This is a genomic window from Streptomyces sp. NPDC043878, from assembly GCF_056435735.1.
In genome coordinates, this window is sequence record NZ_JBWKDW010000022.1 from 37,732 (window position 1) to 64,313 (window position 26,582).

Here is a 26,582-nt window from a genome sequence, read left to right on the forward strand (position 1 = left end):
CACCGGCTGACATGCGTCAGGGAGGGGACTTGGCGGTGCACAACTGACGATCACCGGCAAACGCGTGGTGACAGCGGTGGCAACCGGCCGACGACACGGCCGGTGACCTGGTGGACCGCCGGCCGCCAAGCCGCCCTCGCAGGAACAGCGGGGGTGGACGCCTTGGTGACCTCGCTGAGTATTCCAGCGTTGTCCGGACGGGAGGGACGCACCGCCGTCCGCGGCCTCGGGCTTGCTTCCCGCTGTCGGCCGGAGCCACGTTTTGCTCGCGCCGGAACAGCTCACCGAGTATTCCAACCCCATGGAGTTGGGCACCTTCATGATCGACCTGTTCTCCAGGGCTCTGCCCGAGTTCCCTGGCAGCCTCTGCGCCACCCCCGGCCTCGCCTTCGGGGCCCGGACGGTCCGCATAGCCCGTGCACCGCACCACCCCCTTCGTCTGCCACGACCCGGGCATGCACAGCCCGGCAGGAGCTGTACCCCAGCCCCCTGCGCCGGCAAAATCCGGGCTTCCCGGCACAGGAGCCTGAAGAAGGCGCCCAACGCGGTTGTGGCGCAGGCCACTTGACCTTGGCGCGAGCATGACCGACGGTGTGGTGGCCGGGACGCCATCGCACAGGAGTCGCACGTGAGACGTTTCAGAACGCACGTCGCAGTCGTAGCCGCCGTCGTGGCGGCGCTCGTCGGAGGATCGGGGGCAGTCCCTTCCGCCGCTCTGACAACGTTGTCCAAGCCAGGAGGCGCTGAACTCGTCGAGGACCCGACGGAGTTCGTGGACCCGCTCATCGGAACGGGCAACGGCGGGGAGTCGGTCGGTGAGATCAACAACTTCCCCGGGCCGTCCGCCCCGTTCGGCATGATGCAGTTCTCGCCCGACACGGAGGGCTCGTACGCCGGATACCAGTACCACAGCAGCAAGATCAAGGGCTTCAGCCTCAACCACGCATCCGTCGGCTGTACCGCCTTCGGCGACGTGCCGCTGCTGCCGGTCGCGGGAGACGTCGGCACCGCACCGTGGAACCGCACCGAGCCGTTCACGCACACCGGCGAGACGGCGGAGGCCGGCTACTACGCCGTGACCACCGGCGACGACGCGAAGGTGCGCACCGAGCTCACCGCGACCACCCGGGCGGGCCTGGCGGCGTTCACCTTCCCCGCCGACACGGGGAGGAGGGCGCAGGTTCTGGTCAAGGGTGGCGGCAGTCTTGCGGGGGACAAGAGGGCCGACCTGGAGATCTCAGGAGACCGCCGGATCACCGGATCCGCGACCACGGGCAACTTCTGCGGCAAGGGCAACGAGTACACCGTGCACTACGCGATCACCTTCGATCGCCCGTTCGTCGCGCACGGCACCTGGGACGGCAAGACGGTTACCGCGGGCGGCCATGCGGTCGACGCCCCCAGGGCAGGCGCCTATCTGACCTTCGACGCGGGCGAGGAGCGCACGGTGCGCGCGAAGGTGTCCATGTCGTATGTCTCGGTGGCCGGCGCCGAGGCCAACATGACAGCGGAGATGCCCGGTTGGAACCTGGACGACGTGCGCAGACAGACCAGGGACCAGTGGAAGCAGGCGCTGCGCAAGGTCCGTGTCGGGGGAGGTGAGACCGGTGAGAGAAAGATGTTCTACACCTTTCTCTACCACTCTCTTCTGCACCCGAACACCTTCGACGACGCCGACGGCCGCTACATCGGCTTCGACGACAAGGTCCGCACCCTGCCCAAGGGCCGCACGCAGTACGCCAACTTCTCCGACTGGGACACCTACCGCTCACTCGCCCCGCTGCAGGCGATGCTGTTTCCCGAGCAGGCCGGCGACATGGCGCAGTCGCTCGTCCACGACGCGGAACAGGGCGGCTGGTGGCCGCGCTGGCCCCTCGCGAACGACTACACCGGCCAGATGACCGGCGACAACTCCGTCTCGTTGATCGCGAACCTGTACGCCTACGGGGCACGCGACTTCGACCTCAAGACGGCGCTGAAGTACCTGGTCAAGGGGGCGACTTCGGTGGACCGCACGCCGGGCGCCTACCAGGAGCGGCCGGGCGTCGAGGACTACCTGGAGCGCGGCTACGCGAACAACAGCACGGTTCGCGGGGACCACGCACGCGTCGGCGCCTCGGTCACTCTCGAGTGGGCGATCGACGACTTCGCCATCGCGCGGTTGGCGCGGGCCGCCGGTGACAGCGGCACCGCCCGCGCCTTCGCCCGCCGCGGCCAGAACTGGCAGAACATCCTCAACCCGGCCACCGGATACCTCTCCCCGCGCGGCGAGGACGGTCTCTTCCCGGACGGGCCCGGCTACCAGCCGCCGCCGGAGGGCAAGTTCGGCCAGGACGGCTTCGACGAGGGCAACGCGGCCCAGTACAACTGGCTGGTTCCGCAGAACACCGCCGGCCTGGTCCAGGCGATGGGAGGACGCCAGGCCGCGGCGAAGCGGCTCGACACCTTCTTCGGCGAACTCAACGCCGGGCCCAACGAGCCCTACATGTGGGCGGGCAACGAGGTCGACTTCGGTGTCCCCTGGGTGTACAACCACCTCGGGCAGCCGTGGAAGACGCAGGACAAGGTCCGCGCGATCGCCACCGGCCTGTTCAGTCCCACCCCCGACGGCGAGCCGGGCAACGACGACCTGGGCGCCCAGTCCTCCTGGTACGTCTGGGCCGCCCTGGGGCTCTACCCCGCCACACCGGGCACCGCCGACCTGTCGGTGCACAGCCCGCTCTTCCCGCGCGTGGTCGTCGATCTACCAGGCGGCGGACGGGACTTGGACATCCGCGCTCCCCGGGCGGCGGCCGGCGCACCCTACGTCCACGGGCGGCGACTCGACGGCCGTGACCACGAGCGCACGTATCTGCCGAGATCGGCGGTGACGAAGGGGGGCCGGCTGGACTTCGACCTGTCCGGCACACCGGACAGGACCTGGGCCACCTCCCCTCAGGCGGCGCCGCCGTCGTACCGCGAAGGAGAGCAGGACTTCCTGGCGTACGCGGCACACAACCAGGTGACCGTGTCCCCGGGCGGCGACGGCACGAAGCTCACGGTGCACGGGCAGCGGCTGGCCGGGCATGACCGTACGCTGACGGTCGCCGCGGACGCCCCCTCCGGGCTGACTGTGTCGGGCGGCAGGATGAGACTCGCACGGGGCACGGGGTCGGGTACCGCCGAGCTGACGGTGAAGGCGGCGGCCGGGACGGACCCGGGGTACCACCAGGTGCCGTTCACCGTCCGCGGCCGCGGCGGTGACGCCGTCCACCGCACCCTGATCGTCCTCGTCGCCGAGGAGGGCGGCGTCACCGCTGCCCTCAGCGACGCGTATGGGGTCGTGGGTGTGTCGAGCGACGGCACACCGGCCGGGGCCGACCTCGACGGCGCGGGCAACAGCTACTCGCGCCAGGCGCTGGCCGCGGCCGGACTCACGGGTGGCGCGACGGTCGACGTTTCCGGGACGAAGTTCGTCTGGCCCGGCCCACCCGAGGGCCGCCCCGACAGCATCACCGCGAACGGCCAGCGCCTCGACGTCGCCGCCGACACCAAGGACACCAGACGACTGCTCTTCGTCGGCTCGGCCACGAACGGCGATCACAGGGCGAGTGCGACGGTCACCTTCACCGACGGCACCACCGCCGAGGCGGATCTCTCCTTCGGCGACTGGACCCGGCCGGGCGGCGGCACCGGTCCGGTCTACGGCAACTCCGTCGTGGCGAAGACGGACTACCGCAACAGCGCCGGCGGAAAGGGCGACGCGGCGTTCGTCTTCGCCACGAAGCCGTACGAAGTGCCGGCGGGCAAGCAGGTCGAGTCCGTCACCCTCCCGAAGCAGGGAGAGCTCCACATCTTCTCGGTGGGGCTCGGCTGACGTCCCCGTGGGCTGGAGGGCGGTCGACGGCCTCCAGCCCGCGGCTGGTGGGCGTGAGCAAGTGCACCGCGCGACCTGGCCCGAGCCTTTTCCCGTGGTCGTCGCAGCGACGGCGCCGCTGTCTGTCCCCCGCCCGGAGCTGAGGGGCAGAACGCAGACGTCGGGATGTGCTGACGCGGTCACCGAGGCCAACGCCGGCCCACGACCCCAAGGGCCGGCGACCGTCCAAGAAAGGCCCGGAACCGCGCCTCCCCCAGCGGGAGACCTGGCCCGAGCCTGCGATCCCCACCCGCCCGGCTCGCCCCGGACAGGCCACACCGGCTGGACTGGTCAGGGCAGCACTCGGACCGCTCCGCGCCGGCCTGTTCCACTCGCGTGCAGGCACTGTCGGACCTCGCGAGCGCGAGACGGCTCCGGTTGTTCGGGTACCCCCAAATGACGGAAGATCAGCGATTCTTGCCTCCTTACGGGGGCGCCTGGTAGGACTGTGACACGCCGTCACCGTCACATGATCGATTCTGCGGGGGTTCATGTGGTCGCCACGGCCTTCACGTCTTCGCCGCGGCGCCGCCCGGATGCTCCGCGCCCGGCCCGGCGACGGCTTCCCACTGTTGCCAGGCGGGCCACGCAGCACGGGCTGGTGCTGGCCGCTGTCGCGGTGACCGTACTGCTGTGTGCGACGGCACTGGCCGCGCTCGCGGCGCTGGCGGGGAGTTCGGTGCAGGCCGGGGCCGTACGGCGGCTGGCTGCCGACCCCGACGCGCAGGTGAACGTCAACGCGTCCTTCCGGGCGGGGGGGATGGCCGCCGCCGATCGAGAGGTGCGCGCCGCCGGCGACCGGGCGTTCGCCGGGACTCCGCAGCGGACGTACGTAGGGCTGCTGGGCACGTCACCGGTCTCGGTGGCGGGGATCGACGGGGTGGTGGGCCCGCCACGCGTCCCCGGGGGCAGCGGGCTGCACCCGGTCGCGGTGCAGGAGGGGGGCAGGTTCGCGCGGTTGGTCGCCGGGAGGTGGCCCGTCGGAGCGGCCGACGCCCCGGCCGGCGCGTTCACCTCGCTGCCCGATGTCCGCGTCGCCACTGGGTCCCACGCTCCGGTCGACACGGCGGTACCCGACGCGCTGGCCAAGCGCCTGGGGCTCGTACCCGGTTCCACCCTTCAGGTCTCGGACGCCTTCAGCCGCGCCATGACTCTGCGGATCACCGGCGTCTTCCGGGCGACCGGTGCCGTCGGGTTCTGGCCCGCGATGGCCGGCGACCTGGCCGAGGGCCAGACCGCCGACCAGGACCTGCTGGTGGTCTCGGCGTCGGCTCTCAACGGCAGCGCCGTCCTGAACGGGCATCTGACGGCCCACTGGAGTATGCAGCCCGACCTCTCCGGTCTCGACGCGGACAGCCTCGCCGAGTTGCACGACCGGCTGCGGGCTTTCTCCGGCAGCCAGAGCCGCGTGTCGGTGTTCCGCGGGCGGCAGCCGTCGCTGGACGAGATGACGGTGGCCTCCGGTCTGCCGGGGGCGATCGACGACCTGACGGTGCCGGTGGTGGCGGCCCGGTCCTCGCTGTACCTGCCGAGCGTGCTGCTGGCGGTCCTCGCCCTGGCGACCCTGGTGCTGGCGGCCCGCCAGTTGACCGTGCGGCGGCGCGACGATCTGGCGCTCCAGCAGGCCAGAGGCGCCGGCACCCTTCGGTTGCTGCGCGGCGCGGCGGCCGAGTGGGCGCTCACCGGCATCCCGGCCGCCGGCGCGGCGCCCTTCCTGGCCGGGCTGCTGCACCCCGGCAGCCGGGGCACCGACGCGTGGGCGGTGGTGGCTCTGACCCTGCTGGTGCACGCCGCGGCGGTGCTGCTGCCCGTGCTGCCGTCGACGCGGTCGCGGCCGGCCCGCGGCGCGCGGGCCGCCGCCGCGCAGCGGCTGGGCGCCGACGTGGCGCTGCTGGCCGTCGCGGCCCTGGGATATCTGGAGTTGCGGCGGCACCACTCGCTGATCGCCGACGTGGGCACCGGCAGCGCGTCCGCCGACCCGGTGCTGGTCCTGGTACCGACCCTCGTGGCCGGCGCCGCCGCACTCCTGCTGCTGCGGCTGCTGCCGTTGACCGCCCTGCTGCTGGACGCGTTCGGCCGTCGCAGCCGGGGCCTGGTCCCGGCGCTGGCCGGCTGGCAGTTGAGCCGGCGGGCCGCGCGCAACGCGGGACCGGTGGTGCTGATGTGCCTGGCCGTGTCGGTGAGCGCCTTCGCCACCACCGCGCTGGCCTGCCTGGGCGGCCTGGCGTCCGAACAGGCCGCGTTCACCGTCGGCGCGGACGTGCGGATCTCCCCGTCCGCGGACGACGGCTATCCCTCATCCGTACTGGGCGCCGCCTATCGCGCGCTGCCGGCGGTGACCTTCGTGACACCGGTGACGCGGTCGACGGTGAACCTGCCCGGCGGCGCCACCGAAGAGCTGGTCGGCACGATCGGCGGGCCCGCTCCCCGCACCACGTCACCGGTCGTTTTCGGGATACGGCTTCCCGGGCGTCCGACCGCGCTGCTGCTGGACGAGCGGCTGAGCAGCGACGGCAACCGCGCGGCACCGAGCCTGGAACTGACCGTGCAGGACGCGTCCGGCCTCGTCAGCACCGTGGCGACCCGCCTGCCCGCCGCCGACGGAGCCAGACACACCGTCGTGGTCCCACTCGACGTGGCGCTGAGCGGCGGCCACCCGCGGGCGTATCCCCTGACGGTGACCGCCGTCAGCGTCCTGCCGCAGCCCAACGTCCGTCCCGCGCGGCTGGAACTGGAACTGATCCGGATCGGCGCGCGCGGCACCCAGGACACCTGGGCCGCCCCGCTGCCCGGCGGGCAGACCTGGTCCGACGGCACGGCCCACGCCGCCGACGCCACCAAGGGGGCCTGCGAGGGGCAGCCGGCCGGCAGTTACGTGCCCGGCATCCCCGGGGTGTGCTCGATCGTCCCCGGCGGCACCGGGGTTCTCCGGACCACCGTCAGCACCGGCATCCGCGCCTCCCAGGCAGTCGGAGACGCCTTTGGCGGCCTGGCCGACAGCGACTACGCCACCGAGGCCGGCCGCCGGGTGCGATTCGTGGCGGGCCCGGCCGGCGGTCCGGCGCCGCTTCGGGTACGCGTCGACGCCTCGGCGCTGCACGACGCGCGCCTGAACGTGGGCAGCACCACCACGCTGGATCTGGGCGGTGGCCGGGTCACCGCCCAGATCGTGGGCCGAGTCGACGAGTTGCCCGGACTGGGCCGAGGACAGGGGCATCTGATCGCCGACCAGCGCCAACTCTCCACCGCTGTAACGCTGGCCGGTGTCGGCCAGGAAAGGCCCGCGTTCTGGTGGCTCAGCAGCACCGACAGCGCGCGCACGGCCGCAGCCGCCGAGGCGCAGCCCGCACTGGGCCGCGTCACCACCGCGGCGCGCACCACCGTGTCCCTGCAAGCCGACCCGTTCCGCAGCGGGCTGCGCCGAGTACTGGAACTGGTCCGGTATCTGGCTCCCGGTTTCGCTGTCATCGCCTTTACCGTGCACGCGGTGGTCTCCACCCGGCAGCGCGGCAAGGAGTTCGCCCTGCTGCGGGCGATCGGCGTCCGCCCCAGGAGCCTGTCCGCGCTGCTGGTCGCCGAGCAACTGGGTCTGGCCCTGTTCGCGGTGGTCCCGGGAGCCTTGATGGGTATGGCCCTGGCATCGGCTGTGCTGCCGCTGGTCACCGTCGACGACAGCGGACAGGCCCCCTATCCGCCGCTGCCGCAGGTCATCCCCTGGGGCACCGTGGCACTGACCGCGGTGGCGACCGCCGTGGCCGTCAGCGCCACCGTGCTGGCACTGGCCCGCCTGCTGGCCCGGGTGGACCTGGTACGCGTCCTGCGAGCGGGGGAAGACCGTTGAGCCGGGCTGCCGGACAGGACCGGAAAGGGCGGACGGTGACGCGACCCGTGGGCTCGGGTGCGGCGGTGACGCGGCGCCTGATACGCAAGGAGACCCGCGGCGACCTGCCGGCGCTGGCCTGCCTGGCGGTGCTGGTCCTGGTCCTGACGGCGCTGTGCGCCTGGGCCCCCGCCCTCGCGGGCCGCCAGGAGGACCGGGCACTGCGGCAGCGCGTCGACGCCGCGCAGGCCCAAGCGCCCCTGATCAGCCTGAGCACCACAGCGGAGGTCTTCGACACCTCGCCGCCCTCCGTCGACATGGCCACCCTGCTCGGCGCCGACCGCACCCTCACCGAGCAGCTCAGCGGCCCCGCCGCGCGGCACCTGACCTCCAGCGGCGGCAGCTACGACTACAACCCGGCGTCCCTGGTCTCGCCGCGGCCGCCGGGGCCGGCGATCACCAGCACGAAGCTGACGGTCGGCTACCTGCCCTCCGCGCGAACCCATCTGCACTACGTCAGCGGTCGCGCGCCGGCCGACCACACACCGCTGGGCACCGCGCCCCAGATCGGGCTGTCGCAGACCACCGCGCGGGCGCTGGGCGTCCGGACCGGCAGTCGGCTGACTCTGGAGTTCGCCACGACACCCCAGGCACAGCAGGCACCGCCCCGCGCGGCGCTGACGGTGAGCGGCGTGTACCGCACGACGGCAGCGGCCGACGGTTTCTGGAACGGCCGCGAGACGTTGGACCAGCCGTCGCGCTACCCGGCGGAGCACTCCGCCGGCACCGTGCTCGCCGTCCGCGGCCTCGTCGGCCTCGACGCCGCCGACCTGCTGGCCGCTGCCGGGGTGGGCGGCCCGCAGGTGACCTGGCAGTTGCGCGCCGACCTGTCGGGGGCAGCGCTCGACCAGGCCCGCGCACTGACCGGGCCACTGTCCCACTACGGCGCGGACCTGAGCGCCGCCCTGTGCCAGGGAATCGACTCGGTCACCGGCGACATCGGCTGCCACGTGGTCGGCCAGGCCACCGGGCCCCTGCTGGTGACCGACTCCCTGACGCCGCTGCTCGCCACCTTCACCGCCCAGGACCATCAGGCCAGGGCGCTGGCAAAGTTCGCCGTCGACGCGCTCGCCGCGGTCGCGCTGGCCACCGTCACCGTCGCGGTACGGCTGCTGCTGCGCCGGAGGCGGGCACACCTGCGGTTGCAACGTGCGCGGGGCGCGTCCCCTACCCGGCTGGTGCTGCTGCGATGCGCGGTGGCCTGGCCGGCGGTGCTGGGTGCCGCCCTGCTCGGCTGGGCCGCCGGACGAGCTCTCGCTCCTACGGGCACGTCGGGATCGCCGCAGCCTGTGCCCGCCGCCGTCGCCGCCGCGGTGGTGCTGCTGACGGTGCCGTTGATGACCTGGCTCGCGGTCCGCGAGCCGCGTAGGCCCGGCCGTCCGCGACGCTCGCGCCGGCACACCGCCGTCGGTCGGCGTCTGGTCCTGGAGTTCACCGTGCTGCTCGCGGCAGCGGCAGGCGTGGTCGTGCTGCGCTCGCAGGGCCCCGACGGGATCCTGGGGGCGGTGCCGGTGCTGGTGGCGCTGGCCGTCGTCATGATCCTGTTGCGGATCTGTCCTTTCGTTCTGCGCCTGGCGCTGCGGCAGGCCCGGCGCGGCCGGGGAACGGTGGGCTTCATCGGGGCAGCCCGGGCCGCTCACGACGCCCCGGCGACCGGGCTGGCCCTGTTCGTCCTGGTCCTGACCCTGGGCACGGCCGTGTTCGGCGGCCTCGTGCAGCGTACGATCGGCGACGGCCTGGCCGAGGGCGCGGCCTGGACGACCGGCGCCGACGCGAGCGCGACGGTGGCCGGGACCGGCACCTCCTCCGCAGCCGCGACCACCGCACCGGGGCCCGGCGCCAGCACCGGAATACGGACCGCCCTCCAGCAGCTGCGCACCTTCGACATGGCGGGACAGGCCGACGGCGCGGTGATCCGCCAGGTCGCCGTGATCACAGTGGATCCCCGACAACTGGCCGCCATCGCCCCGAAGTCGCCGCTGGCCGGCACCCTGTTGTCGGGGCTGGCCACCCCGCCCGGAGCCCGGACCGACGCGAGCGTCCCCCTGCCGTCCTTCCTCTCCCCCGATCTGCGGGCGAGAGAGCGCACCGGCAACCTCACGACCACCGTCGTCACCCAGGGGCAGCCGCCGGTGAACCTGGTCCTCAAACCGGTCGGCACCCTCACCGCCGCGGAACTGCACGACCCCCTCCTCGGGCCGGTCACGGCGCGGATCCCGGCCGGGACGCCGATGCTGATCACCACCGCCACCGCCGAGCACCTGATGGCCCAGCAGCCCTCGGGGAGCACCGTCCTGCTCCTCAAGGGCGACGGTCGCGCCGCCGCCGAGCCCGCGGCACTGCGCTCGACGGCGGCCAGGGTGCTCGGGCCGCTGGCCCGGATCCGCGTCCGCTCCGAGACGCTGAGCACCCTGCGAGCGGACGGCCTGACGCAGGGCCTCGGCACGATCTACACCATCGCCTCGGTCGCGGCCGCGCTCTCCGGCCTGCTCGCGCTCGCACTGGAACTGAGCCTCACCTCCCACGAGCGCAGCCGCACCACCTCGTTCCTGCGCACGCTCGGCCTCGGCAGCAAGCAGGCCGGAGCGGTGCACTTCCTGCAACTGCTGCCGCTGGCCGTGGCCTCGGCGGTGGGCGGCACGCTGCTCGGCCTGCTCGTACCGCAGCTCATGGCCGGGACGCTGGACCTGCGGCAGTTCACCGGCGGACCGGCCCAACCGGCTCTGCGGACCGACTACTCGCTGACCCTCGCCCTCGTCGCCGGCGTCACCACGCTGATCCTGGCCGCCGCGGCCACCGAGACCGTCTTCGCCCGCCGGCGCAGCCTGGGGGCCGTACTGCGCCTCCCGTGAAGGCTCCGCAGTGCGCACACGGTGGCTGTCCGGTGCAGCCACCGGGCGATCCGCTTACCTCGTACGCTCGGGGCTCTCGGCGATCTCAGCGGACTCGGAGCTCTCGGCGTTCGGGCCGGTGCTCGGCGCGTCCTCCGCTTCCTCCGCTTCCTTCACGTCCTGCGCCTCCTGGGCGTCCTTCACGTCCTTCACGTCCTCCGCGGCGGACTTCGCCCGCCGCGCGGCCGCGTCGGGCCATACGCCGATGTGGTCGCTTTCCAGAGCCAGCCGCACGCGCCTGCGCAGGTGCAGGCGCTCGGTGAACTCGCCCGGCAGTTGCAGCCGTCCGCTGCCGTCCAGTACCGCGTACTCCTCGGCGGTGAGCACCTCGACCCCGTCCTCGCCGGTGGCGACCCGGCGCAGCACCTCGGTCGAGGTACGGCCGTTGCGAATCCCCACGGTTCGCTGGACCTGCTCGGACACCAGCGCGTCGTGGGTGACCACGACCACCGTGACACCCAACTCCTCGTTGGCCCGGCGCAGTGCGGCGAACACCTCGTCGCTGGTGGCGGTGTCGAGTTCGCCGGTGGGTTCGTCGGCGAACAGCACCCGGGGCGCGTTGGCGTTCGCAACGGCCACCGCGACCCGCTGCTGCTCGCCGCCGGAGAGCGTGTCGGGGGTGCGGTCCCGGCAGTGGCCGACGGACAGCAGGTCGAGCAGTTCCTCTGCCCGGGCCCGGCGCTGGGAGCGCTTGATCCCGGTGTAGGTCATCGGGAGCATCACGTTCTCCGCGGCCGAAAGGTAGGGCAGCAGGTTGCGGGACGTCTGCTGCCAGACGAACCCTGCGATCTCGCGCCGGTACCTGAGCCGGTCGCGGCGCTTCATCGCCAGCAGGTCGTGTCCGGCGACCTCGGCGGCACCCGCGGTGGGCACGTCCTGGCCGGAGAGTATGCCCAGCAGGGTGGACTTGCCGGAGCCGGAGGCCCCGATCACCGCGATCATCTCACCCTGGGCCACGACCAGGTCCAGACCCTGGAGGGCCTGCACCTCGACACCCTCGGTCTGGTAGATCCGCACCAGGTTCTCGCAGACGACCAGCCCCTCCTCGCGTTGCGGCGCGGCGGCTGCGGCCCGACGTCGCAGCTCGTCCAAGTCCGGTGCCCCGACCGGCCGTTCGTGCCCTGCCACGCGGTCCCCCGAGGAGTTCAAGTCTACGGATAACGCTGTCGGACAGCCGCCAGGGTAATGCAGCGCGGTGAGGTCCCGGCAGGGAAGGCCATCCGTCCCCGACGGTCAGGCGGCGCGCCGCCTGCGACGGGCGACAGGCGTGACGAGCGGTACACCTCGCGCCTTACGGAGCGTTGGAAACGGTCAGGGACCGCCCGCCGGTCGTTGGGCGGTGCCGTCACAGGTCGTCGATGATGTGGCCGTCTCGGAGTTCGAGCACGCGGTCGGCCAGCGCGAGGAGTTGAGTGTCGTGGGTGGCGACGAGGGCGGTGACGGATTCGCTGCGCACGACGGCGCGCAGCAGGTCCATCACGGCGAGAGCGGTGTCGGCGTCGAGCTGGCCGGTGGGTTCGTCGGCGATGATCAGGCCCGGGTTGTTGGCGAGCGCGCGGGCGATCGCGACCCGCTGCTGCTGGCCACCGGACAGCTCGCCGGGACGCTGGTGGGCATGGTCGGAGAGGCCGACCAGGGAGAGCAGGAGGTCGACGCGGGCCTCGCGGTCACGGGCCGGGACCTTCCGCAGGCGCAACGGGACTCCGACGTTCTCGGCGGCGGTCAGAATCGGGATGAGGCCGAAGGACTGGAAGACGAAGCCGATGCGGTCGCGGCGCAGCGCCAGCAGGTCGTCGTCGCCCAGACCGGCCAGGTCGGTGCCGTCGAGGATGATCCGGCCACCGTCCGGAGTGTCGAGGCCACCGACCAGGTTGAGCACGGTGGTCTTGCCGGAGCCGGAACGGCCTCTGAGGGCTACGAGTTCGCCGCGCGGAACGCTGAACGAGACACCGCGCAGGGCGTGGACCGCGGTGTCGCCGCTGCCGTAGGTGCGGCGCAGGTCCTCCACCACCACCATCTCGCCGGCCGGCGTCCGGACATCCGCGACAGCGCCGTGACCGCTGGACTGCTCGTTCACACCTTCTCCCCCGCCCCGCTCGGCCCGAGCCGTCGCGCATCCGCACCGTACGTCACGCCGGGCCTACGCCGGAAGTCGGCCATGGACGCACCACCCGGCGATGTAGCTGACACAGCTGTCCCTGCCAGGTGGGGTTCAGTCCTTCCGATCGTGGTCGAGCATCGCGTAGACGTACTCGCTGCCCCAACGGTCCCCGTCGAGGTCGTTGTCGACCAGGTGCGCCTCGCGGCGCATGCCCAGGCGCTCGCACACACGCACCGACGCCGTGTTGCAGACATCGAGCCGGGCGAAGACTCTATGGACTTCCAACCGGTCGAAGGCCAGGCAGACCAGGGCGCGTGCCGCTTCGGTGGCGTAGCCATGTCCGGCGTACCGCGGGTTGAAGATCCAGCCGATCTCGGCCTGCCGGGCGGCCGCACTGCGCAGGGTGAGGACGACTTCGCCGACGACACCTGGCTCGTCTGCCCGGCACACGGCCATCAGGAGCACGTCACCATCGGCCTTCCAGCTGGTCCCGCCGATGTGTGCGGCGGTGGACTCGGCGCAGGCCTCGCGGGTGAGCGGCGGGCGGTAGAGGTAGCGCGCTACCTCCGGCAGTGACTGGTAGGCGTACCGGTCATCAACGTCACCGGGTGCGAACAGCCGCAGGACCAGACGTTCGGTCGCGATGGTTTCCGGGACGTGTCGTGAGTCGGCCGTCATCACAGATCTCTCTCCCCTTGTGCCACTTACCTGACCGGACAGACCAGGCGCCGGTGGCGGTCACGGGCCGTCAGGAACTGCCCGAGCCGGCCGCCGCCAGGGCCTGCGCCGCGATCCGCCGCAGCGACCGGTACGTAACCCAGCGGTTCTTCCCGCCACCCAGGTACGCCACGGCATGACGCACCCATGCCGGGTCGCCGAGGAGATGCAGCTTTCCCTCATCGATGAGCTGGCGCAGCAGATACTCCAGCCGGAGGGTGTCCACCGCCCGGTAGGGGCGCGCATGCTGGTCGAAGCGCAGCTGGCAGTCCTCGTACGGGTGGCGCAGCGTCATGCCCATCCAGCCGCCGCCACGCCCGGCAACCATTCCCCTCAACGTGTACACGCCCCTGCTGTTGGTGTTCCAGGAGTGCTTGCCCCAGGTGATCTGGATGCCAGTCATGATCCTGGCCCACGGGATCAACCGTCCCTCGGAGTCCGGCTCGTGCTGGTACAGCCCCTCCGGGCGGAACTCCACCCAGTGGGCATCGACTCGTGCGGCGTCCCCAACTCCCCAATGGCCACCCGTCAGTTCCAGCGGTCCCAGCACTGTGCTGTCCTCCACCATGCCGTCATTGAATCACGTGGTCCACGACTGACAGTCCTGTCTTTCGCCGGTACCTGCCGCTCGCGCCGTGCCCGCAGCTCCTCGCTGAGGTGTGGACTTCGACGACGGCTGCGAGGTGGTGGTGGATAGCGAGGTTGTTGGCGTAGGCGACCGCGTTCGGCAGGACCCAGAACACCGACAGAGTCCGTTTATCCGTACTCGGCTGAGCACCGCAGGCGTACGTCGACATCCGCGTCAAGGAGCAGCCTCTCCTTGCGCAGCAGTTGCTTGTCCGGCCGCGAAACCGGGTGGGCCTACCCGCTGTCGAAGCGGGTAGACGCCGGAGCACGGGCGCGCACATGAGGTACCGGACGTGCCGCTCTGATCCACGAAATGGGGTACCACGCATGACCATCCCGCCCACGACAGCAGGCCGACCGGATGGGGGCACAGGCCCGGAACACCGCGATCCGCTACCCCGGCGCCTTACCTGGCACGACGGTGCGGTAACCACCGAGGAAGCCCGTCAGGCGGCCCGCGCGTTCCTTGACGAAGCCGGCTCCGCAGGCCGGGACAAACCCACGGCCCGCGCCACCGAGACGGTCCAACTGGTCGTCAGCGAGCTGGTGACCAACGCCCGCCAGCACGCGCCGGGCCCCTGCGGCCTGCATCTGGAACTCGACCGGTCCGCAGCCGGACGCCTGGCCCGGGTCACAGTCTGGGACACCTCGCGCCGCCCGCCCTTTTCCAAGACCCCTGACCGTCGCGGCATCGGCGGACAGGGCCTCAGGATCGTCCAGGCCGTAAGCCACCGCCTCAGCGTGGACACCCACCCGGCAGGTAAACGGGTCCGGGCTGAGATCCCACTGCCCTGAGACAGGCGGTTCGTGCGGCCCGGCCTCGGTCGCGCCGGTGACGACGCTGCGCCGCTCTGCCGTCCTTCGGGAACCCAGCACCCACGCCTTTCCGTGAGTGAAGCGGTCCGCCCCGCCGCCAGGCATGCGCCTCGTCTCGCAGCCGCGCAGGCCAGCGGGCACCGTCACCCCCGGCTGCCGGGTGCGTGCCGCTTTTCCCGCTCGCCGAATCGCGGAGCGCCGCGATGGGTAGGCGATGTGAGCGAAGTGAAGGATGCGCCCGAGATCCGTACCGGATGGCGCCCCGGCCGGGCGCGAAAATGGGCTTGACTGCCATGGGTGGTGACTGCCATGGGTGGTGGGCCGTACGGCGACAGGCGTCCCTCCCTGCCGAACGCCCGGATCGATACCTCCCGCAACAGCCGATGTCGCGGCCGCCAGGGGGCTCGTGCCGTGATCACACCAGCCGACGGCGCTGACTGGCTCACGCAATCCCCCTTCGGAGCGCTCCGGGAGAGATTGGTTACGGACGTCAGCGCAGTGCGACCTCTGCCGAGTGCAGCGCTCGCATGGCGCGCTCGACCGTCTCCTGGTTTTCGCCGACCGGAGCCACGTAGTCGAGGACGTCCCGCGCGGCGTCCTTCCCGAGCGTGCGGGTGATCACCCAGGCGGCAAGGTACTGGGACGCGAGGCAACCGCCCGCCGTAGCGATGTTCCCCTCCGCGTGCAACGGCTCGTCGAGCACAGTCATGCCGCGAGCCTCGACAAAGGGCCGTGTCTTCATGTCCGTGCAGACCGGCATGCCATCCAGCAAACCCAGTCGGGCGAGTACCAGCGCGCCGGAGCACTGGGCGCCGATCAACTGGCGCGAAGGGTCCAGCCGCAGCTTGGCGATCATCTGGTCGTCGGCGACCACTTCTCGTGCCTTCACCCCGCTGCCGATCAGTACGACGTCGGCGTCGGTGACGAACCCCATGGGGCGCTGCCCCGTCACCTCGACGCCGTTCATCGACGTGACCACCGGCGTCGGCGTCGTGATGAAGGCTTCCAGACCGTCCTTGCGGCATCGGTTGATCAGCGCAGAAGCGATGAAGCTGTCGAGTTCGTTGAACCCGTCGAAGGTGACCACTGCTACCTGCATCACGACTCCTCAAGTACGGCACCGGCTTCGCAGTCTCCCCGACGCGCCCTTTCGGGACGAGGGCCAATCAGCGGCGGGTGGCCTGCCGACCAGCGCTGCACGTATCTGGAGCCGGCCAGGACGCACACCCCCCTCGCCGAAGGCCGATGCGGACAAGATCGCCCGCCGCACCGCCTGCGGCATCCCGGACGATGTCGGGCACGTGGAGAAGTGACAGCCGGCCCTGGACGTGCTCGACGAGATCCGCCCCCGGGGACTGGAGGTGCCGCTGGCCCTCGCGGACGCCGGCTACGGCGACGTGCCGCCTTCCGGCACGGACTGCAGGAGCGCGGCCTGGACTACGTGGTGGGGACCTCCGCCCCCATGTCGGCCCGGAGCGCCGACGAGGTGCCGTTGGCCGAGCCGTACTCGGGGACCGGACGCCCGCCGGTGGCGAAGTATCCCGACGAGCCGCGGCCGGTGAAGGGAACGTAGGCGACAGTGCGCGCATGACCGGTGGGAACCGGGAGGCGCTCTACCCGCGGACCGCCGAGATCAGTCCGCCGGGCCGCTCCTCGCGCTGCGGCGGTGTGCTGATCGGGCGGCCGTAGGCGGCAGCGCACTCGCGCAGCGTGTGGCTGCCGGCCTCCCAGCCGTGCCCGGCCAGCCAGCCCACCGGGTCGTCGGGCATCTCCGAGACCCACATGGACGCCGCCGATCCCGGCACGGCGTCCGCGCCGAAGCGCTCGATCACGCCGCGCGAGCCCAACGTCAGCCCCATCCGGCTGCCTGCCGCCGACTGCGCGCTGATCCGGGCCAGCAGCAGCTCCACCGCGTCCTCGGGCAGATAGATCAGCAGTCCTTCGGCGATCCACACGGTCGGCACCGCCGGGTCGTGCCCTGCGGCGGCCAGCGCGCCTGGCCAGTCCTCACACAGATCCACCGGGACGGTGATCCGCTCGCAGCGTGCGACGGCCCGCTCCTGGCGCAGCACCGAAGCCTTGAAGTCCAGTGGTGCGGCGGTGTCGACCTCGAACAGCCGGGTGCCCTCGGGCCAGTCCATCCGGAAGGCCCGGCTGTCCATGCCGGCTCCCAGCAGCACGACCTGCCGGACGCCGGACGCGGAGGCCTGCCGCAACAGGTCGTCGAGGAACGTCGTCCTGATGACGATGGAGAACGACACGGCCAGCCGGCGGCGGCGCGCGGCTTCGTCATCGGGCAGCGGCGAGGAGGGCCATAGGCCGCCGGCGGTGGCGAAAGCCTGTGCCAGTGGGTCGCGGAACAGCGCGTTCTCCCGCTCGGTCTCCAGCGCCCGCACCCGGGCCACCCCCACCGCCGTGGCCCATACTCCCGACGGCTGCACCCGCTCCTGCTCATCAGTCACCGCGCCAGCCTAGACCCGGGAGAAGCCGACCCCGCCGACCAGGCTCACGCCCGCCCGCGTCCACAGAGGGTTCAGGAACCCGCGCACGAAGACCGGCTCCCCGGCTGGTGCACCGAAACCTTCCCGCCCGGTCCGGGCCGGCCCCCGGCGTCACCCTCGTACAACTCACCGCTCGGGCCTACTTCTTCTGGCACGGCCGGCAGCTGGAGCACGTCACTCGTCCGGAACCCGTGCCATTGATGGCGATGGTCGCCGTGGCGGCGTTCGCGGCAGGCGGGCTGCTCCTGCGGCTGGCCCACGCGGTGGGATGTGCCGTCGCCGCGCTGAGCGCCAACCTGCTCAGCTACCGGGCCAGGCTCCCTGTGGACGGGCCAGTCCTACGCGTCCACGGTGCTCCTGCCGGTTCTGGCCGTGCTCGTCGGACTGTGGCTGGGCAGCCGGCGCCGCCTGCTCCAGCCACTGGCCGCCGACGTGGAACATCTGCGCGTCGAGGCGCAGCTGCGCGAGGAGGCGGCCCGCATCGCGGAGCGGTCCCGTGTCGCCGCGGAGATGCACGACGTACTGGCCCACCGGCTGAGCCCGATCGCCCTGCACACCGGTGTCCCAGGAACGACACGCTGCCCGCACCGGTCGCCGAACGCCTCGGACTGCTGCGCACGACGTCCGTCGAGGCTCTCACCGATCTGCGCGACGTCCTCGGTGTGCTCCGCGGCCCCGACGCCACGCCGACCAGCGCCGCCCGCACGCGGCCGCCCAGCCCTCGCCGTGGGAGAAGGTGACTTCAGCTCGACGGCGTTGCACAGGGCGGGTCTTCGGTGTGCCGCCGTCCATTCTCCGACGTCTTTTGCGGCCCGGCCCTCTCCAAGGGCTGTCCCGCAATTCCCGGCGGGCGCACGACGACAGCCACGGCACCTCGCCGCGTTGTCGGATCGCCCGAACACGCCCAGTATGAGGACGACCCTCCGCCTTGCGATGCACCGCATCCGACGCCGCGCGCTGATCCACCAGGAAGTGCGGGACAGCCCTTAGAGCAGGCGCAGGACGCCGACGACCTTGCCGAGGATCTGCGCCTGGTCGCCGGCGATCGGCGTGTAGGCGGAGTTGCGGGGCATCAGCCACACCTGTCCGTCCTGTCGGCTCAGCACCTTCACGGTGGCTTCGTCCTCCAGCAGCGCGGCGACGATGTCGCCGTGGTCGGCGCTGTCCTGGCGCCGTACGGTCACGATGTCGCCGTCACAGATGGCGGCGTCGATCATGCTGTCGCCGGAGACCGTCAGGGCGAACAGATCGCCTTCGCCCACGACCTGCCGCGGCAGGGAGTAGACGTCTTCGACCATCTCCTCCGCGAGCAGGGGTGCGCCGGCGGCGATGCGCCCGACGAGCGGCACCTCGACCGGCGTCCCGCTCCTGTGCTTCAGGTCGGGCGTCCACGAGGGGCGGACCCGGTAGGCGCGGGGGCGGTGCGGGTCCCGGTACAGGACGCCTTTGCTCTCCAGCGCCATCAGCTGGTGGGCGACCGAGGACGTGCTGGCCAGCTGGACGGCCTGACCGATCTCCCGCATCGACGGCGGGTAGCCCTGCCGCTCCACCGCCTCGGTGATGCAGCGGACGATGGCCTCCTGCCGACTCGTCAGCTGACCCTCAGCGCCGCGTGGGCCCGGGGGACGACCCCGGCGTGCGGGCGCACTGTTCTCCATACCGGGCACCTCCGTACAAGATCCTTGCGGTACGTGACCCTAACCCGCCATCCGGCACAAATGGAACACCGCTTCGACTTCAGACCCCCCGGGTTCTTCGGTCGGAGCGCCCGGACAGAGCCATGTCCCCTGGGAGTCAGCTCGTCGCACAGGTCAGGGTGTGGTCGTCGCAGGGGAGCGCAGACCAGTGGTCGGGGAGGCGGACGCCGGAGAGTGACTCGGATGCAGCTCGGAGGACAGTGGAGCCAGCGACGCGCACAACGAGGTGGGGAAGTCAGGTTCCCTGTGCTGAACGTCCCGACAACCTCCGGCCGCGCCCTCGGCGATCGGCTCCCAGCCCGACTTCTTCGCCCGGAAGAACCAGCGGTCGCCCAGCCGGGACGAGCAGGCCGGGTCCGTCGAGTCGCCGCAAGCCGGTCCCGTGCGCCAGGAGAAGTCCAGCACCAGCCACTTCCCGTCGCAGTTCTCCGAGTCCCGGTACGTATGGTTCGGAGCGTCGACCGCCATCAACGCCTGATCGTAGGAGGCGGCGGTGCAACCGGTGGCCGCCGGCGTGCAACCCCGCTTCCCGCACAGTCGCAGCGCGGGCGGATCGGCTCCGTCGGCGGTGAACCGCGTGTAGTTGTCGACGATTACGTCCCGGTCGCCCAACGGCTCAGGGAGGTGGACCCGCGCCGTGGCTGTGCCCTCCTTCGTGCACCCGGAAGCCCTGTCGCCGGCTGGGGAGGTGTAGGTGACCTGCACCCGTACGAGATCCGACATGGGATCGGTGAGCACTGCCTTCAGCTTGTGCACGCACGCGATGGCGCCACTGGGTACCTGCGCGTCGAGGAGCAGTGTGCGGCCGTCGTCACCGAGACGGACACCAGTGACCGCGGACGGCTCCATCGTGGTCCACGGGATCGGCTCGGTCTGCGCCGACGACGGTGACCCGTCGTCTCCTTCACCGGCCAACTGTGTCCCGCACGCGCCGAGGCACAACACGGCGAGGGCGCTGATCATGACGGCCATGGCCCTTCGCCGCGTCGTCCTGCCTGACGGCAAAACCGCTCGCCCTCCCCGAAGTACGGTCGTTGGCCAATATAGGGCTCGGGCTACGGCCCCATCTCATGCGCCTGCCCCGACGGTCCCGGTGCGAGGTTCCGCCGGTCACCGAGATCAGCGGCGTCTCCCCGAACGCCAGGGTCCCGGCCGTGGCCGGCGTCGTCGGTCGACCGCGTCGACGGCCCGCCATGTCAGCGCCTCTGACCGTCTCGTGCTCGGCCGGAGACGGTAAGCGTTCGGGTCACGCCGCGCGTCGGGGGGATCCTCTCGGGCCGCAGCGTTGGGCCCCGCGCTTCGCCGAACCGTGCGGAGACCGCGACAGCCGACACGTGGGCGGGCCTGCGCGCGGGTGCGCGCAGGCCCGTCGTACGGCGCCTCGTCAGCGGTAGCCGATGGTCACCGGCGTGTGCACGCTGCGCGGCGGCAGCGTAACGGTGAGCGTGTGGGCCGCGCTGTCGTAGTGCGACGCGTTCGGCGACAGCCACGTGCTCCCGACGCAGATGCTGCTGGGCGAGGTCACGCCGAGCAGCGTCACCGTCCATTGCCGACTCGTGACCTGGCCGTGGAAGGAGCCCGTGGCCGGCCCGATGGTGACGGTGCGCCGGGAGCCGCTCTCGCGGTACTGGATCTTCGTGGTGGCGCTGTGCCCGGGGCCGGAGGTGGTGCCGTCGTCCTCGTACAGGGATGAGGTGCCGTCGGCGCCGGTCGCGACGGTGAGCGTGGCCTTGGTCAGCGGCGCGTTGTCATTGCTGGTGGCATTGTTCGTCCGGGTCGGGATGGTGGCGCCCGCCCTGATGAACACCGGCATCCGGTCGAGGCCGGCGGTGATGTTCTGCGTGGTGCCTCCGGTGTAGGTCTCACCGGTGAAGTAGTCGGTCCACTGGCCGGGCGGGAACCACACCGACGTCGTGGCCGTACTGCCGGGCGTGGTCACGGGCGCCACGAGCATGTCCGAGCCGTAGAAGTACTCGCTGTCCGCGGTGGCGTAGGCCTGCGGCTCGTCCGGATACTCCAGATACGTGGCGCGGACCACGGGGACACCGGTCGTGGCCGCCTCCTGCGCGAGCGAGTACGTGTGAGGCACGAGGTTCTCGCGGAGGTTGAGGAACGTGTCGGCCGACTGCCGGGCCCTGGTGCCGTACTGCCAGGGCAGCCGGTCGCTGTGGTTGCTGTGCAGGCGGTCGATCGGCTGGAAGGTGCCGAACTGCACCCAGCGGGCGTAGAGGTCGTCGGGCAGCCTGTGTGTGGTGTGGGTGCTGCCGCCGTCGGTGTACGTCTCCGAACCGGTCAGCCCCGTCATGTCGTTGTGGCCGCCGATGTCGTGGCTGACGGCTGACATGCCGGTGGCTGCCGACTCGCCCGGTGTGTAACCCACTTCGGAGCGCAGCGTGCCCCAGGTGGACGAGGTGTCCCCGGTGAAGTGCACGGTGGTGCGCTTGTCGGCCCACGGCCCGGTCGGCAGCCCCTGCTGGCCGCTGTAGCCACCGGCCTGGAGCGAGCCGTAGGCACGGGAGACGACGAAGCCGCGGCCGATCGCCCGGTCGGCGTCGGCGGCGTACTGCTGGTTGATCCACGCGTCCGGCGTGACGCCCGGCACTGACGACTGGGAGTTGTCGCAGCACCAGTCGAGCCACCAGAAGTCGTTGCCTTGGCCGTCCAGGGTCCGGTGCAGATCCATGTACGACTTGAGCTGGTCGGGGTCGCCGAAGTCGAAGGTGTAGCAGTCGCCGCCGGCGCTCGCGGCGGACGCGCATCCGCCTTTCGTCAGCTTGCCCTTGGCGGTCGCCATGGCCTGCGCGAACTGCGGGTCGGAGGCCAGGATGCTCGGGTGGGTGTTGAGTGTGTTGTGCAGGCCCTGCGAGGCGGACCAGTCGAAGAAGGCCCTGGGGTCGGGGAATTTGGCAGGGTCCATCTCCCAACCGCTCCAGGTGTTGGGCGACTTGAAGTCGGTGTCGGTCACCAGCACGTCCAGCGGGACGCCTTCGGAACGGAACGCGGGCAGGATCGTGTTCTCGTAGTCGGCGGCCGTCCGGTCGATGTACTCCGAGTACCAGGTGCCGTACGCCCATTCGGGCAGCAGCTTCGGCGGGCCGGTCAGGGTGGCCAGGTCGGTCAGGGCCTTCTTGTAGTCGTGGCCGTAGCCGAAGACATAGCCGTCCTGGTAGGGCGTGCCGCTGTGGGACGGCCGCTGCGTGACCTTCTTGGTGGCGGTGTCGTACAGCGCGGACGTGGTGTCGTCCAGCAGATACCAGCCGTCCGCGTGGAGCAGGCCGGGTGTGGTGGTCGGGTCGCCGTTGTCGCCGTTCAGTCCGTCCAGGCTGCGCCGGTAGCCGCCCAGGGTCAGATGCGGCTGCGGAGCTTCGGCGCCGGAAGCCGTCACGGACACCGTGTCGAGGTTGATGTGGCAGCTTGCCGCCGCCGGGCAGCCGAGGCTGATGTCGTTGGCGTCGGCCTTCAGTGGCACGGGCACCGAAGCGGTGTGCCAGGTGTCCCAACTGCCGGTCACCGGGAGCGAGAGCGTCTGTGTCGTGCCGCGGGAGGACACCGCGGCCGTGCGCGTCTGGTTCAGGCCGTCACCGCCCACCGCGTTGGCGTAGCGCACCTGGAGGGCGTACGTGCCGTCGGAGGGCACACCGACCACGTGGACCGACACACTCGAACCCTGGTTCAGTTCGGAGAGGAAGCCGTTGCCGGAGTACGAGCCATGGTCGGTGGCAACCTTCACGGAGCCCGCGATCCGGTCGTCCTCGGCCTCGCAGCTCGTGCCGAACCCGCAGTCCGTGATCGCGGTCGTCGAGGTCGGCGGGAAGGCGCCACCCGGGGTCACCAGGGCAACGCTGTCGACGTTGACATTGCCTGAGTCGGCGGCGGTCTTGGCCAGCGTGATCGTATGGTGCCCCGCGCCGAGCCGCACGGTGCTGTTCGCCAGACTCCAGGTGTCCCAACTGCCGGTCACCGGCAGGCTCAGTGTCCTGGCCGCACCACCGTCCACTGTCAGGGTGAGGGTGCGCGTGACGTTCTTTCCGTCGCCCGCGAGGGAGTTGGCGTACCGGACGTCGAATTCGTAGGTCCCCGCGGTCGCGGCGTCGACATCGGCCGTCAGCGAACTGCCCGTCCCCTGGAAGCCGGCCAGGAATCCGGCGCCGGTGTGTCCTGTGTGATCCGAGGCGACGCCCAGCCCTCCGTAGGACAGGCTCTCCGCCTCGCACAACGCGCCGACCGTGCACGTCATCTGTTGCTACGGTGTCGCGGTCACCGTCGATGCCCCGGCTCTCAACCGCACCGACAGATTCCGCGCGTTGAAGGGCCCGGAGCCCACCTGATAACGCAGCGTCACCGTGCTGGTCTTCAGCGTCAGCCACCCGTCGGTCGTGCTCGACGTGTACGAGGTCGGCGTGAAGTCGCTGCGGCCGATGGCGTTGTAGGTGGCCTGGTCGGTGAACTGCCCGCTCTGCGCGTACTCGGTACGGATCAAGGTCGGCGACAGCACCTGGAAGCGCGCGTTCCCCGCTGTCACCGCCGGAATCCTGTGCCCGGCTGGATGCTCCGCCGGTCCCGCGACGGCCTGCCCCGCCAGTGTCGTCCCCGCCAGGCAGGCGGCGAGCGCGACGACCGTCATCCGCCGCCGCATGAAGAGCGCCCGGCGCCACGCTGGTCTTCTTCTCACGGACAACTCCGTCCTGGAGCGGGCTTATCGGCCCGTCGCGAGTTTCCACTGACATCGTTATCACCCGCGCTCCTTCCGCGGCGCCGGCGAGGTCGGCTCACCCTGTACGGACGATGGATGGGGAAGGCACCGGGGGGTTCCTCCCTGTGACTTCTGCCGTTGTAAGTGATGCCCGTGGCATGACAACACAGCCGCGGGCGGGTGTCCATATGCGGGAGGCCTCGACAAGCCGCGGTGGCGCACCACGGCGTCAGCCCTCGCGGGCAAGCTGTTGCCCAGGGGTTCCGCCCCAAGGGGCGGACACCGGCGGTCGCTACCTCCTGGTACGCACGGTCCGGGGTTCGATCGAATTCTCGTACCGTTACTGTCGAGTTCACGGCACCCGGGTGACTGGCCGGCGTCCCGCACCGCTGTGGAACGGGCCTTGCTCATCGTCTTCCGCACGACCTTTCAGGAGCAGCGCGATGAACCGACGTACCGTCTTGGCACTCGTGCTGGCGCTGAGCGGACTGCCGTGCGGATGCGGCACCGCTCAGGAAACCTCCTCACCTCCGGCCCGGGAACAGCCCTTCTGGCGCGCGGAGTTCGACGGCGAGGCGGCTGCCCGCCCGTCGGAAAGGTCCTGGAACACCGAAACCGGCAACCGGGACGCCGAGGGCTGGGGCAACAACGAACTGCAGTACTACACGGACGACCCGGCCAACTCCAGCCTCGACGGCGCGGGTCACCTCCAGATCTCGGCGAAGCCCGCCCCCGTCGGGTCCCGGCTACCGTGCTACACACAGGAGTTCTGCACCTGGACGTCGGCTCGTCTGACCACCGAGGGAAAGGTCGCCCTCACCCACGGACGGGCGGAAATCCGAGCGAAACTGCCCACCGGCACGGGACTGCTACCGGCGATCTGGATGCTCGGCGACAACGGAGCCGAATGGCCGGCCCAAGGTGAGATCGACATCTGCGAGGTCGTCGGTGGAGAACCGCGAACCGTGTACGGCACCGCGCACGGGCCGACCTACTTCAACGAGAACGGCATCGGCGGCTCCCTCACCCTCCCGGCCGAGGCGTCGCAGACGTTCCACACGTACGCCGTGGACAAGCAGCCACGACGCATCACATGGTCCGTGGACGGAAAGCCGTACTTCACCCTGACTCCCTCGAAGCTCCCCACACCACGCGACTGGGTCTTCGAGCAGGACATGCACCTACTGCTCAATGTGGCCGTCGGAGGCGACTGGCCCGGCCCGCCCAACAGCGGAACCCCGTCCCCCGCGACGATGGTGATCGACTACGTGCGCTTCTACGGCGAGGGCCATGCCTGACGCCCAGCGCTGACTTTCCGGGGGCGGATTCTCACGAGTTGGAGCGGCTGCTCACAGCTGCGGCAGCGCCGACCATCCTGCCCCTGCACCAACTGGTCGGGCCCGGAGGCGGGGCATAACGACGCGCGGGAAATCCGTAACCGATCTGCGTAGATCTACGGTTGTCACCTGTCGACGCGGCTCGCAGGCTCGTCCTCATGACTCCACTCCTCCCTGTGTCGCCCGAGGTCGCCGACCTGGCCGCCCGGCATCGGCTGGGGGCGCTCGGGGGCGTATTCGCGCCGAAGCGCCTCAGTCGGGCGGTGTTCGCCCTCCATGTCTTCAACTGCTTCATGCTGACGTCGATGTTCATCCTGCCCGGTCTGCTCTACTACTGGTTCCAGATGCGCCGTCTGCCCGACTTCAACCGCAGTCGGGCCGCCCAGCGGCTGTACCTCTTCGAGGAGGGGCTGGTCGTGCATCCGCCGTCCGGCGGCGAGCCGGTCACCCTGCGCTGGGACACCCTGCAGCTCCAGCAGAAGATCACCCAGCTGATCATCAACGGCATCCCCGCGCCCACCAAATACGTCTACTCAGCAAGCGCCCCCGGCCAGAAGTCGGTGCGGATCACGGAGTTCTACGAGAATCCCGACGTCTGGGGTCCCCGGATGCAGGACGCGGTGGCCAGCGCGCAAGGAGGGGCCGTGCTGAAGACGCTTCGCGAGGGTGGCAAGGTCCCCTTCGGACCACTTTCGCTGTCCCACACCGCCGTGTACGCCGCCGGAAAGGGGAGCATGCCCTGGACGAGGGTCCGGGAGGTCCAGGTTGCGGGTGGCCTGGTCCGCATCATGACCACCGACTCATCGGGCCACCCCGTTCTGTGGTCCAACCATCTGGCCAAGGACATCACGAACCTGCACCTTTTCCGGACGGTCGCCCACAGCCTGCACCAGCAGTCCGCCGCCTGACACGCCAACCGAGACCGAAGCGGCAGTCGGCTTCGCCGACCGCCGGAACAGCCGGTGACACCTGCGCGTGAACCATGCCCTGCACCCGCAGGCCCGCCCCGCCGTCCCGGGGCCCGGGCTCCGCAGGCGCCGGCCCCGCGGTGGGACCAGGCCCTGCTGTCCGATCCCGCCCTGACCGGCGGGTCCCGGCAACAACTTGACGCCCTCTAGGCACACAGCATCGCCACCCCACACCCGCGACGAGGCCACCCACCGCCCTCGCAGCCCTACAGGCGCGAGTCCTCGACCAAACCAGCGCGCCCGACAACAGAATCAGGACAAATGATCTGCAAGCCCTGAGCGTGCGGGGCGGTCCGCTGGAAGCGCGCGACCTCCCGGTGACGTCCCGGGGGCGCATGGTTCCGCATGGTCATGTTGAGCCCGCCATGCCTCGTTCGGGACGGGCGTGCCGCCCCGGCCGAAGGCTTGTGGACATGGGCTCAGGAGTCGTTTCCGCGTTCGGCCCGGCGCAGTATGTGG

The 26,582-nt window shown here is 71.1% G+C and carries 15 protein-coding genes and 2 pseudogenes; 7 read left to right on the plus strand and 10 right to left on the minus strand.

The window, feature by feature from the left end; genetic code table 11:
* Positions 1–724: 724 nt before the first annotated feature.
* The 3 genes from AC07AZ_RS27490 to AC07AZ_RS27500 all read left to right on the plus strand — a co-directional run bounded on the left by AC07AZ_RS27490 (position 725) and on the right by AC07AZ_RS27500 (position 10,627).
* Positions 725–3,856: a GH92 family glycosyl hydrolase gene (locus tag AC07AZ_RS27490; RefSeq protein WP_478852287.1), complete on the plus strand. Its 3,132-nt coding sequence runs from the start codon at positions 725–727 to the stop codon at positions 3,854–3,856.
* Positions 3,857–4,496: 640 nt separating this feature from the next.
* Positions 4,497–7,736: an FtsX-like permease family protein gene (locus AC07AZ_RS27495; protein WP_478852288.1), complete on the plus strand. Its 3,240-nt coding sequence runs from the start codon at positions 4,497–4,499 to the stop codon at positions 7,734–7,736.
* Positions 7,737–7,771: 35 nt separating this feature from the next.
* Positions 7,772–10,627 carry an FtsX-like permease family protein gene (locus AC07AZ_RS27500; protein ID WP_478852289.1) on the plus strand — a complete coding sequence of 952 codons (2,856 nt, stop codon included), beginning with the start codon at positions 7,772–7,774 and terminating at the stop codon, positions 10,625–10,627.
* A 54-nt stretch (positions 10,628–10,681) separates the two neighbouring features.
* On the opposite strand, the gene AC07AZ_RS27505 is transcribed toward AC07AZ_RS27500, so the two are convergent.
* The 4 genes from AC07AZ_RS27505 to AC07AZ_RS27520 all read right to left on the minus strand — a co-directional run bounded on the left by AC07AZ_RS27505 (position 10,682) and on the right by AC07AZ_RS27520 (position 14,052).
* Positions 10,682–11,758 carry an ABC transporter ATP-binding protein gene (locus AC07AZ_RS27505; protein ID WP_478852291.1) on the minus strand — a complete coding sequence of 359 codons (1,077 nt, stop codon included), beginning with the start codon at positions 11,756–11,758 and terminating at the stop codon, positions 10,682–10,684.
* 253 nt (positions 11,759–12,011) lie between these two features.
* Positions 12,012–12,683 (minus strand): ABC transporter ATP-binding protein, encoded by a 672-nt coding sequence (locus AC07AZ_RS27510; RefSeq protein ID WP_478852450.1) that lies wholly within the window; start codon positions 12,681–12,683, stop codon positions 12,012–12,014.
* 195 nt (positions 12,684–12,878) lie between these two features.
* Entirely contained in the window at positions 12,879–13,445 is a 567-nt protein-coding gene (locus AC07AZ_RS27515) for a GNAT family N-acetyltransferase (protein ID WP_478852293.1), read from the minus strand.
* A 70-nt stretch (positions 13,446–13,515) separates the two neighbouring features.
* The gene (locus tag AC07AZ_RS27520) at positions 13,516–14,052 is read right to left on the minus strand and encodes a hypothetical protein (RefSeq protein ID WP_478852295.1); all 537 of its coding nucleotides are present in this window, start codon (positions 14,050–14,052) and stop codon (positions 13,516–13,518) included.
* 386 nt (positions 14,053–14,438) lie between these two features.
* On the opposite strand from AC07AZ_RS27520, the gene AC07AZ_RS27525 reads away from it, so the two are divergent.
* The gene (locus AC07AZ_RS27525) at positions 14,439–14,906 is read left to right on the plus strand and encodes an ATP-binding protein (protein WP_478852297.1); all 468 of its coding nucleotides are present in this window, start codon (positions 14,439–14,441) and stop codon (positions 14,904–14,906) included.
* Between the two features lie 511 nt (positions 14,907–15,417).
* Here the strand turns inward: AC07AZ_RS27525 and AC07AZ_RS27530 are convergent.
* Positions 15,418–16,026 (minus strand): DJ-1/PfpI family protein, encoded by a 609-nt coding sequence (locus AC07AZ_RS27530; protein ID WP_478852299.1) that lies wholly within the window; start codon positions 16,024–16,026, stop codon positions 15,418–15,420.
* A 127-nt stretch (positions 16,027–16,153) separates the two neighbouring features.
* Between AC07AZ_RS27530 and AC07AZ_RS27535 the strand changes: the two are divergent.
* Positions 16,154–16,491: pseudogene (locus AC07AZ_RS27535) on the plus strand (transposase); the annotation flags it as partial.
* Between the two features lie 49 nt (positions 16,492–16,540).
* Here AC07AZ_RS27535 and AC07AZ_RS27540 read toward each other — a convergent pair.
* The 5 genes and pseudogenes from AC07AZ_RS27540 to AC07AZ_RS27560 form a co-directional block, all read right to left on the minus strand.
* On the minus strand, positions 16,541–17,389 hold the full coding sequence (locus AC07AZ_RS27540; protein ID WP_478852301.1) for a class I SAM-dependent methyltransferase: 849 nt from the start codon (positions 17,387–17,389) through the stop codon (positions 16,541–16,543).
* A gap of 339 nt (positions 17,390–17,728) precedes the next feature.
* Positions 17,729–17,983 (minus strand): hypothetical protein, encoded by a 255-nt coding sequence (locus AC07AZ_RS27545; protein WP_478852303.1) that lies wholly within the window; start codon positions 17,981–17,983, stop codon positions 17,729–17,731.
* Positions 17,984–18,414: 431 nt separating this feature from the next.
* A complete protein-coding gene (lexA, locus tag AC07AZ_RS27550; RefSeq protein WP_478852305.1) occupies positions 18,415–19,086 on the minus strand; it encodes a transcriptional repressor LexA in 672 nt (223 codons plus the stop codon).
* Between the two features lie 153 nt (positions 19,087–19,239).
* The gene (locus AC07AZ_RS27555; RefSeq protein ID WP_478852307.1) at positions 19,240–20,097 is read right to left on the minus strand and encodes a hypothetical protein; all 858 of its coding nucleotides are present in this window, start codon (positions 20,095–20,097) and stop codon (positions 19,240–19,242) included.
* 412 nt (positions 20,098–20,509) lie between these two features.
* Positions 20,510–23,749: pseudogene (locus tag AC07AZ_RS27560) on the minus strand (TIM-barrel domain-containing protein).
* Between the two features lie 512 nt (positions 23,750–24,261).
* Between AC07AZ_RS27560 and AC07AZ_RS27565 the strand changes: the two are divergent.
* Together AC07AZ_RS27565 and AC07AZ_RS27570 are read left to right on the plus strand one after the other, a co-directional pair.
* Positions 24,262–25,116, plus strand: a complete 855-nt coding sequence (locus AC07AZ_RS27565) for a glycoside hydrolase family 16 protein (RefSeq protein ID WP_478852309.1) — start codon at positions 24,262–24,264, stop codon at positions 25,114–25,116.
* A 197-nt stretch (positions 25,117–25,313) separates the two neighbouring features.
* A complete protein-coding gene (locus AC07AZ_RS27570) occupies positions 25,314–26,063 on the plus strand; it encodes a DUF6585 family protein (RefSeq protein ID WP_478852311.1) in 750 nt (249 codons plus the stop codon).
* Positions 26,064–26,582: the final 519 nt, after the last annotated feature.

Excerpts from the sequence above, each read along its gene's own strand:
- AC07AZ_RS27510 (WP_478852450.1), bottom strand. The coding sequence starts at position 12,683 with ATGGTGGTGGTGGAGGACCTGCGCCGCACCTACGGCAGCGGCGACACC.
- AC07AZ_RS27515 (WP_478852293.1), bottom strand. The coding sequence starts at position 13,445 with ATGACGGCCGACTCACGACACGTCCCGGAAACCATCGCGACCGAACGT.
- AC07AZ_RS27555 (WP_478852307.1), bottom strand. The coding sequence starts at position 20,097 with ATGGCCGTCATGATCAGCGCCCTCGCCGTGTTGTGCCTCGGCGCGTGC.
- AC07AZ_RS27525 (WP_478852297.1), top strand. The coding sequence starts at position 14,439 with ATGACCATCCCGCCCACGACAGCAGGCCGACCGGATGGGGGCACAGGC.
- lexA (WP_478852305.1), bottom strand. The coding sequence starts at position 19,086 with ATGGAGAACAGTGCGCCCGCACGCCGGGGTCGTCCCCCGGGCCCACGC.
- AC07AZ_RS27565 (WP_478852309.1), top strand. The coding sequence starts at position 24,262 with ATGAACCGACGTACCGTCTTGGCACTCGTGCTGGCGCTGAGCGGACTG.
- AC07AZ_RS27530 (WP_478852299.1), bottom strand. The coding sequence starts at position 16,026 with ATGCAGGTAGCAGTGGTCACCTTCGACGGGTTCAACGAACTCGACAGC.
- AC07AZ_RS27570 (WP_478852311.1), top strand. The coding sequence starts at position 25,314 with ATGACTCCACTCCTCCCTGTGTCGCCCGAGGTCGCCGACCTGGCCGCC.
- AC07AZ_RS27520 (WP_478852295.1), bottom strand. The coding sequence starts at position 14,052 with ATGGTGGAGGACAGCACAGTGCTGGGACCGCTGGAACTGACGGGTGGC.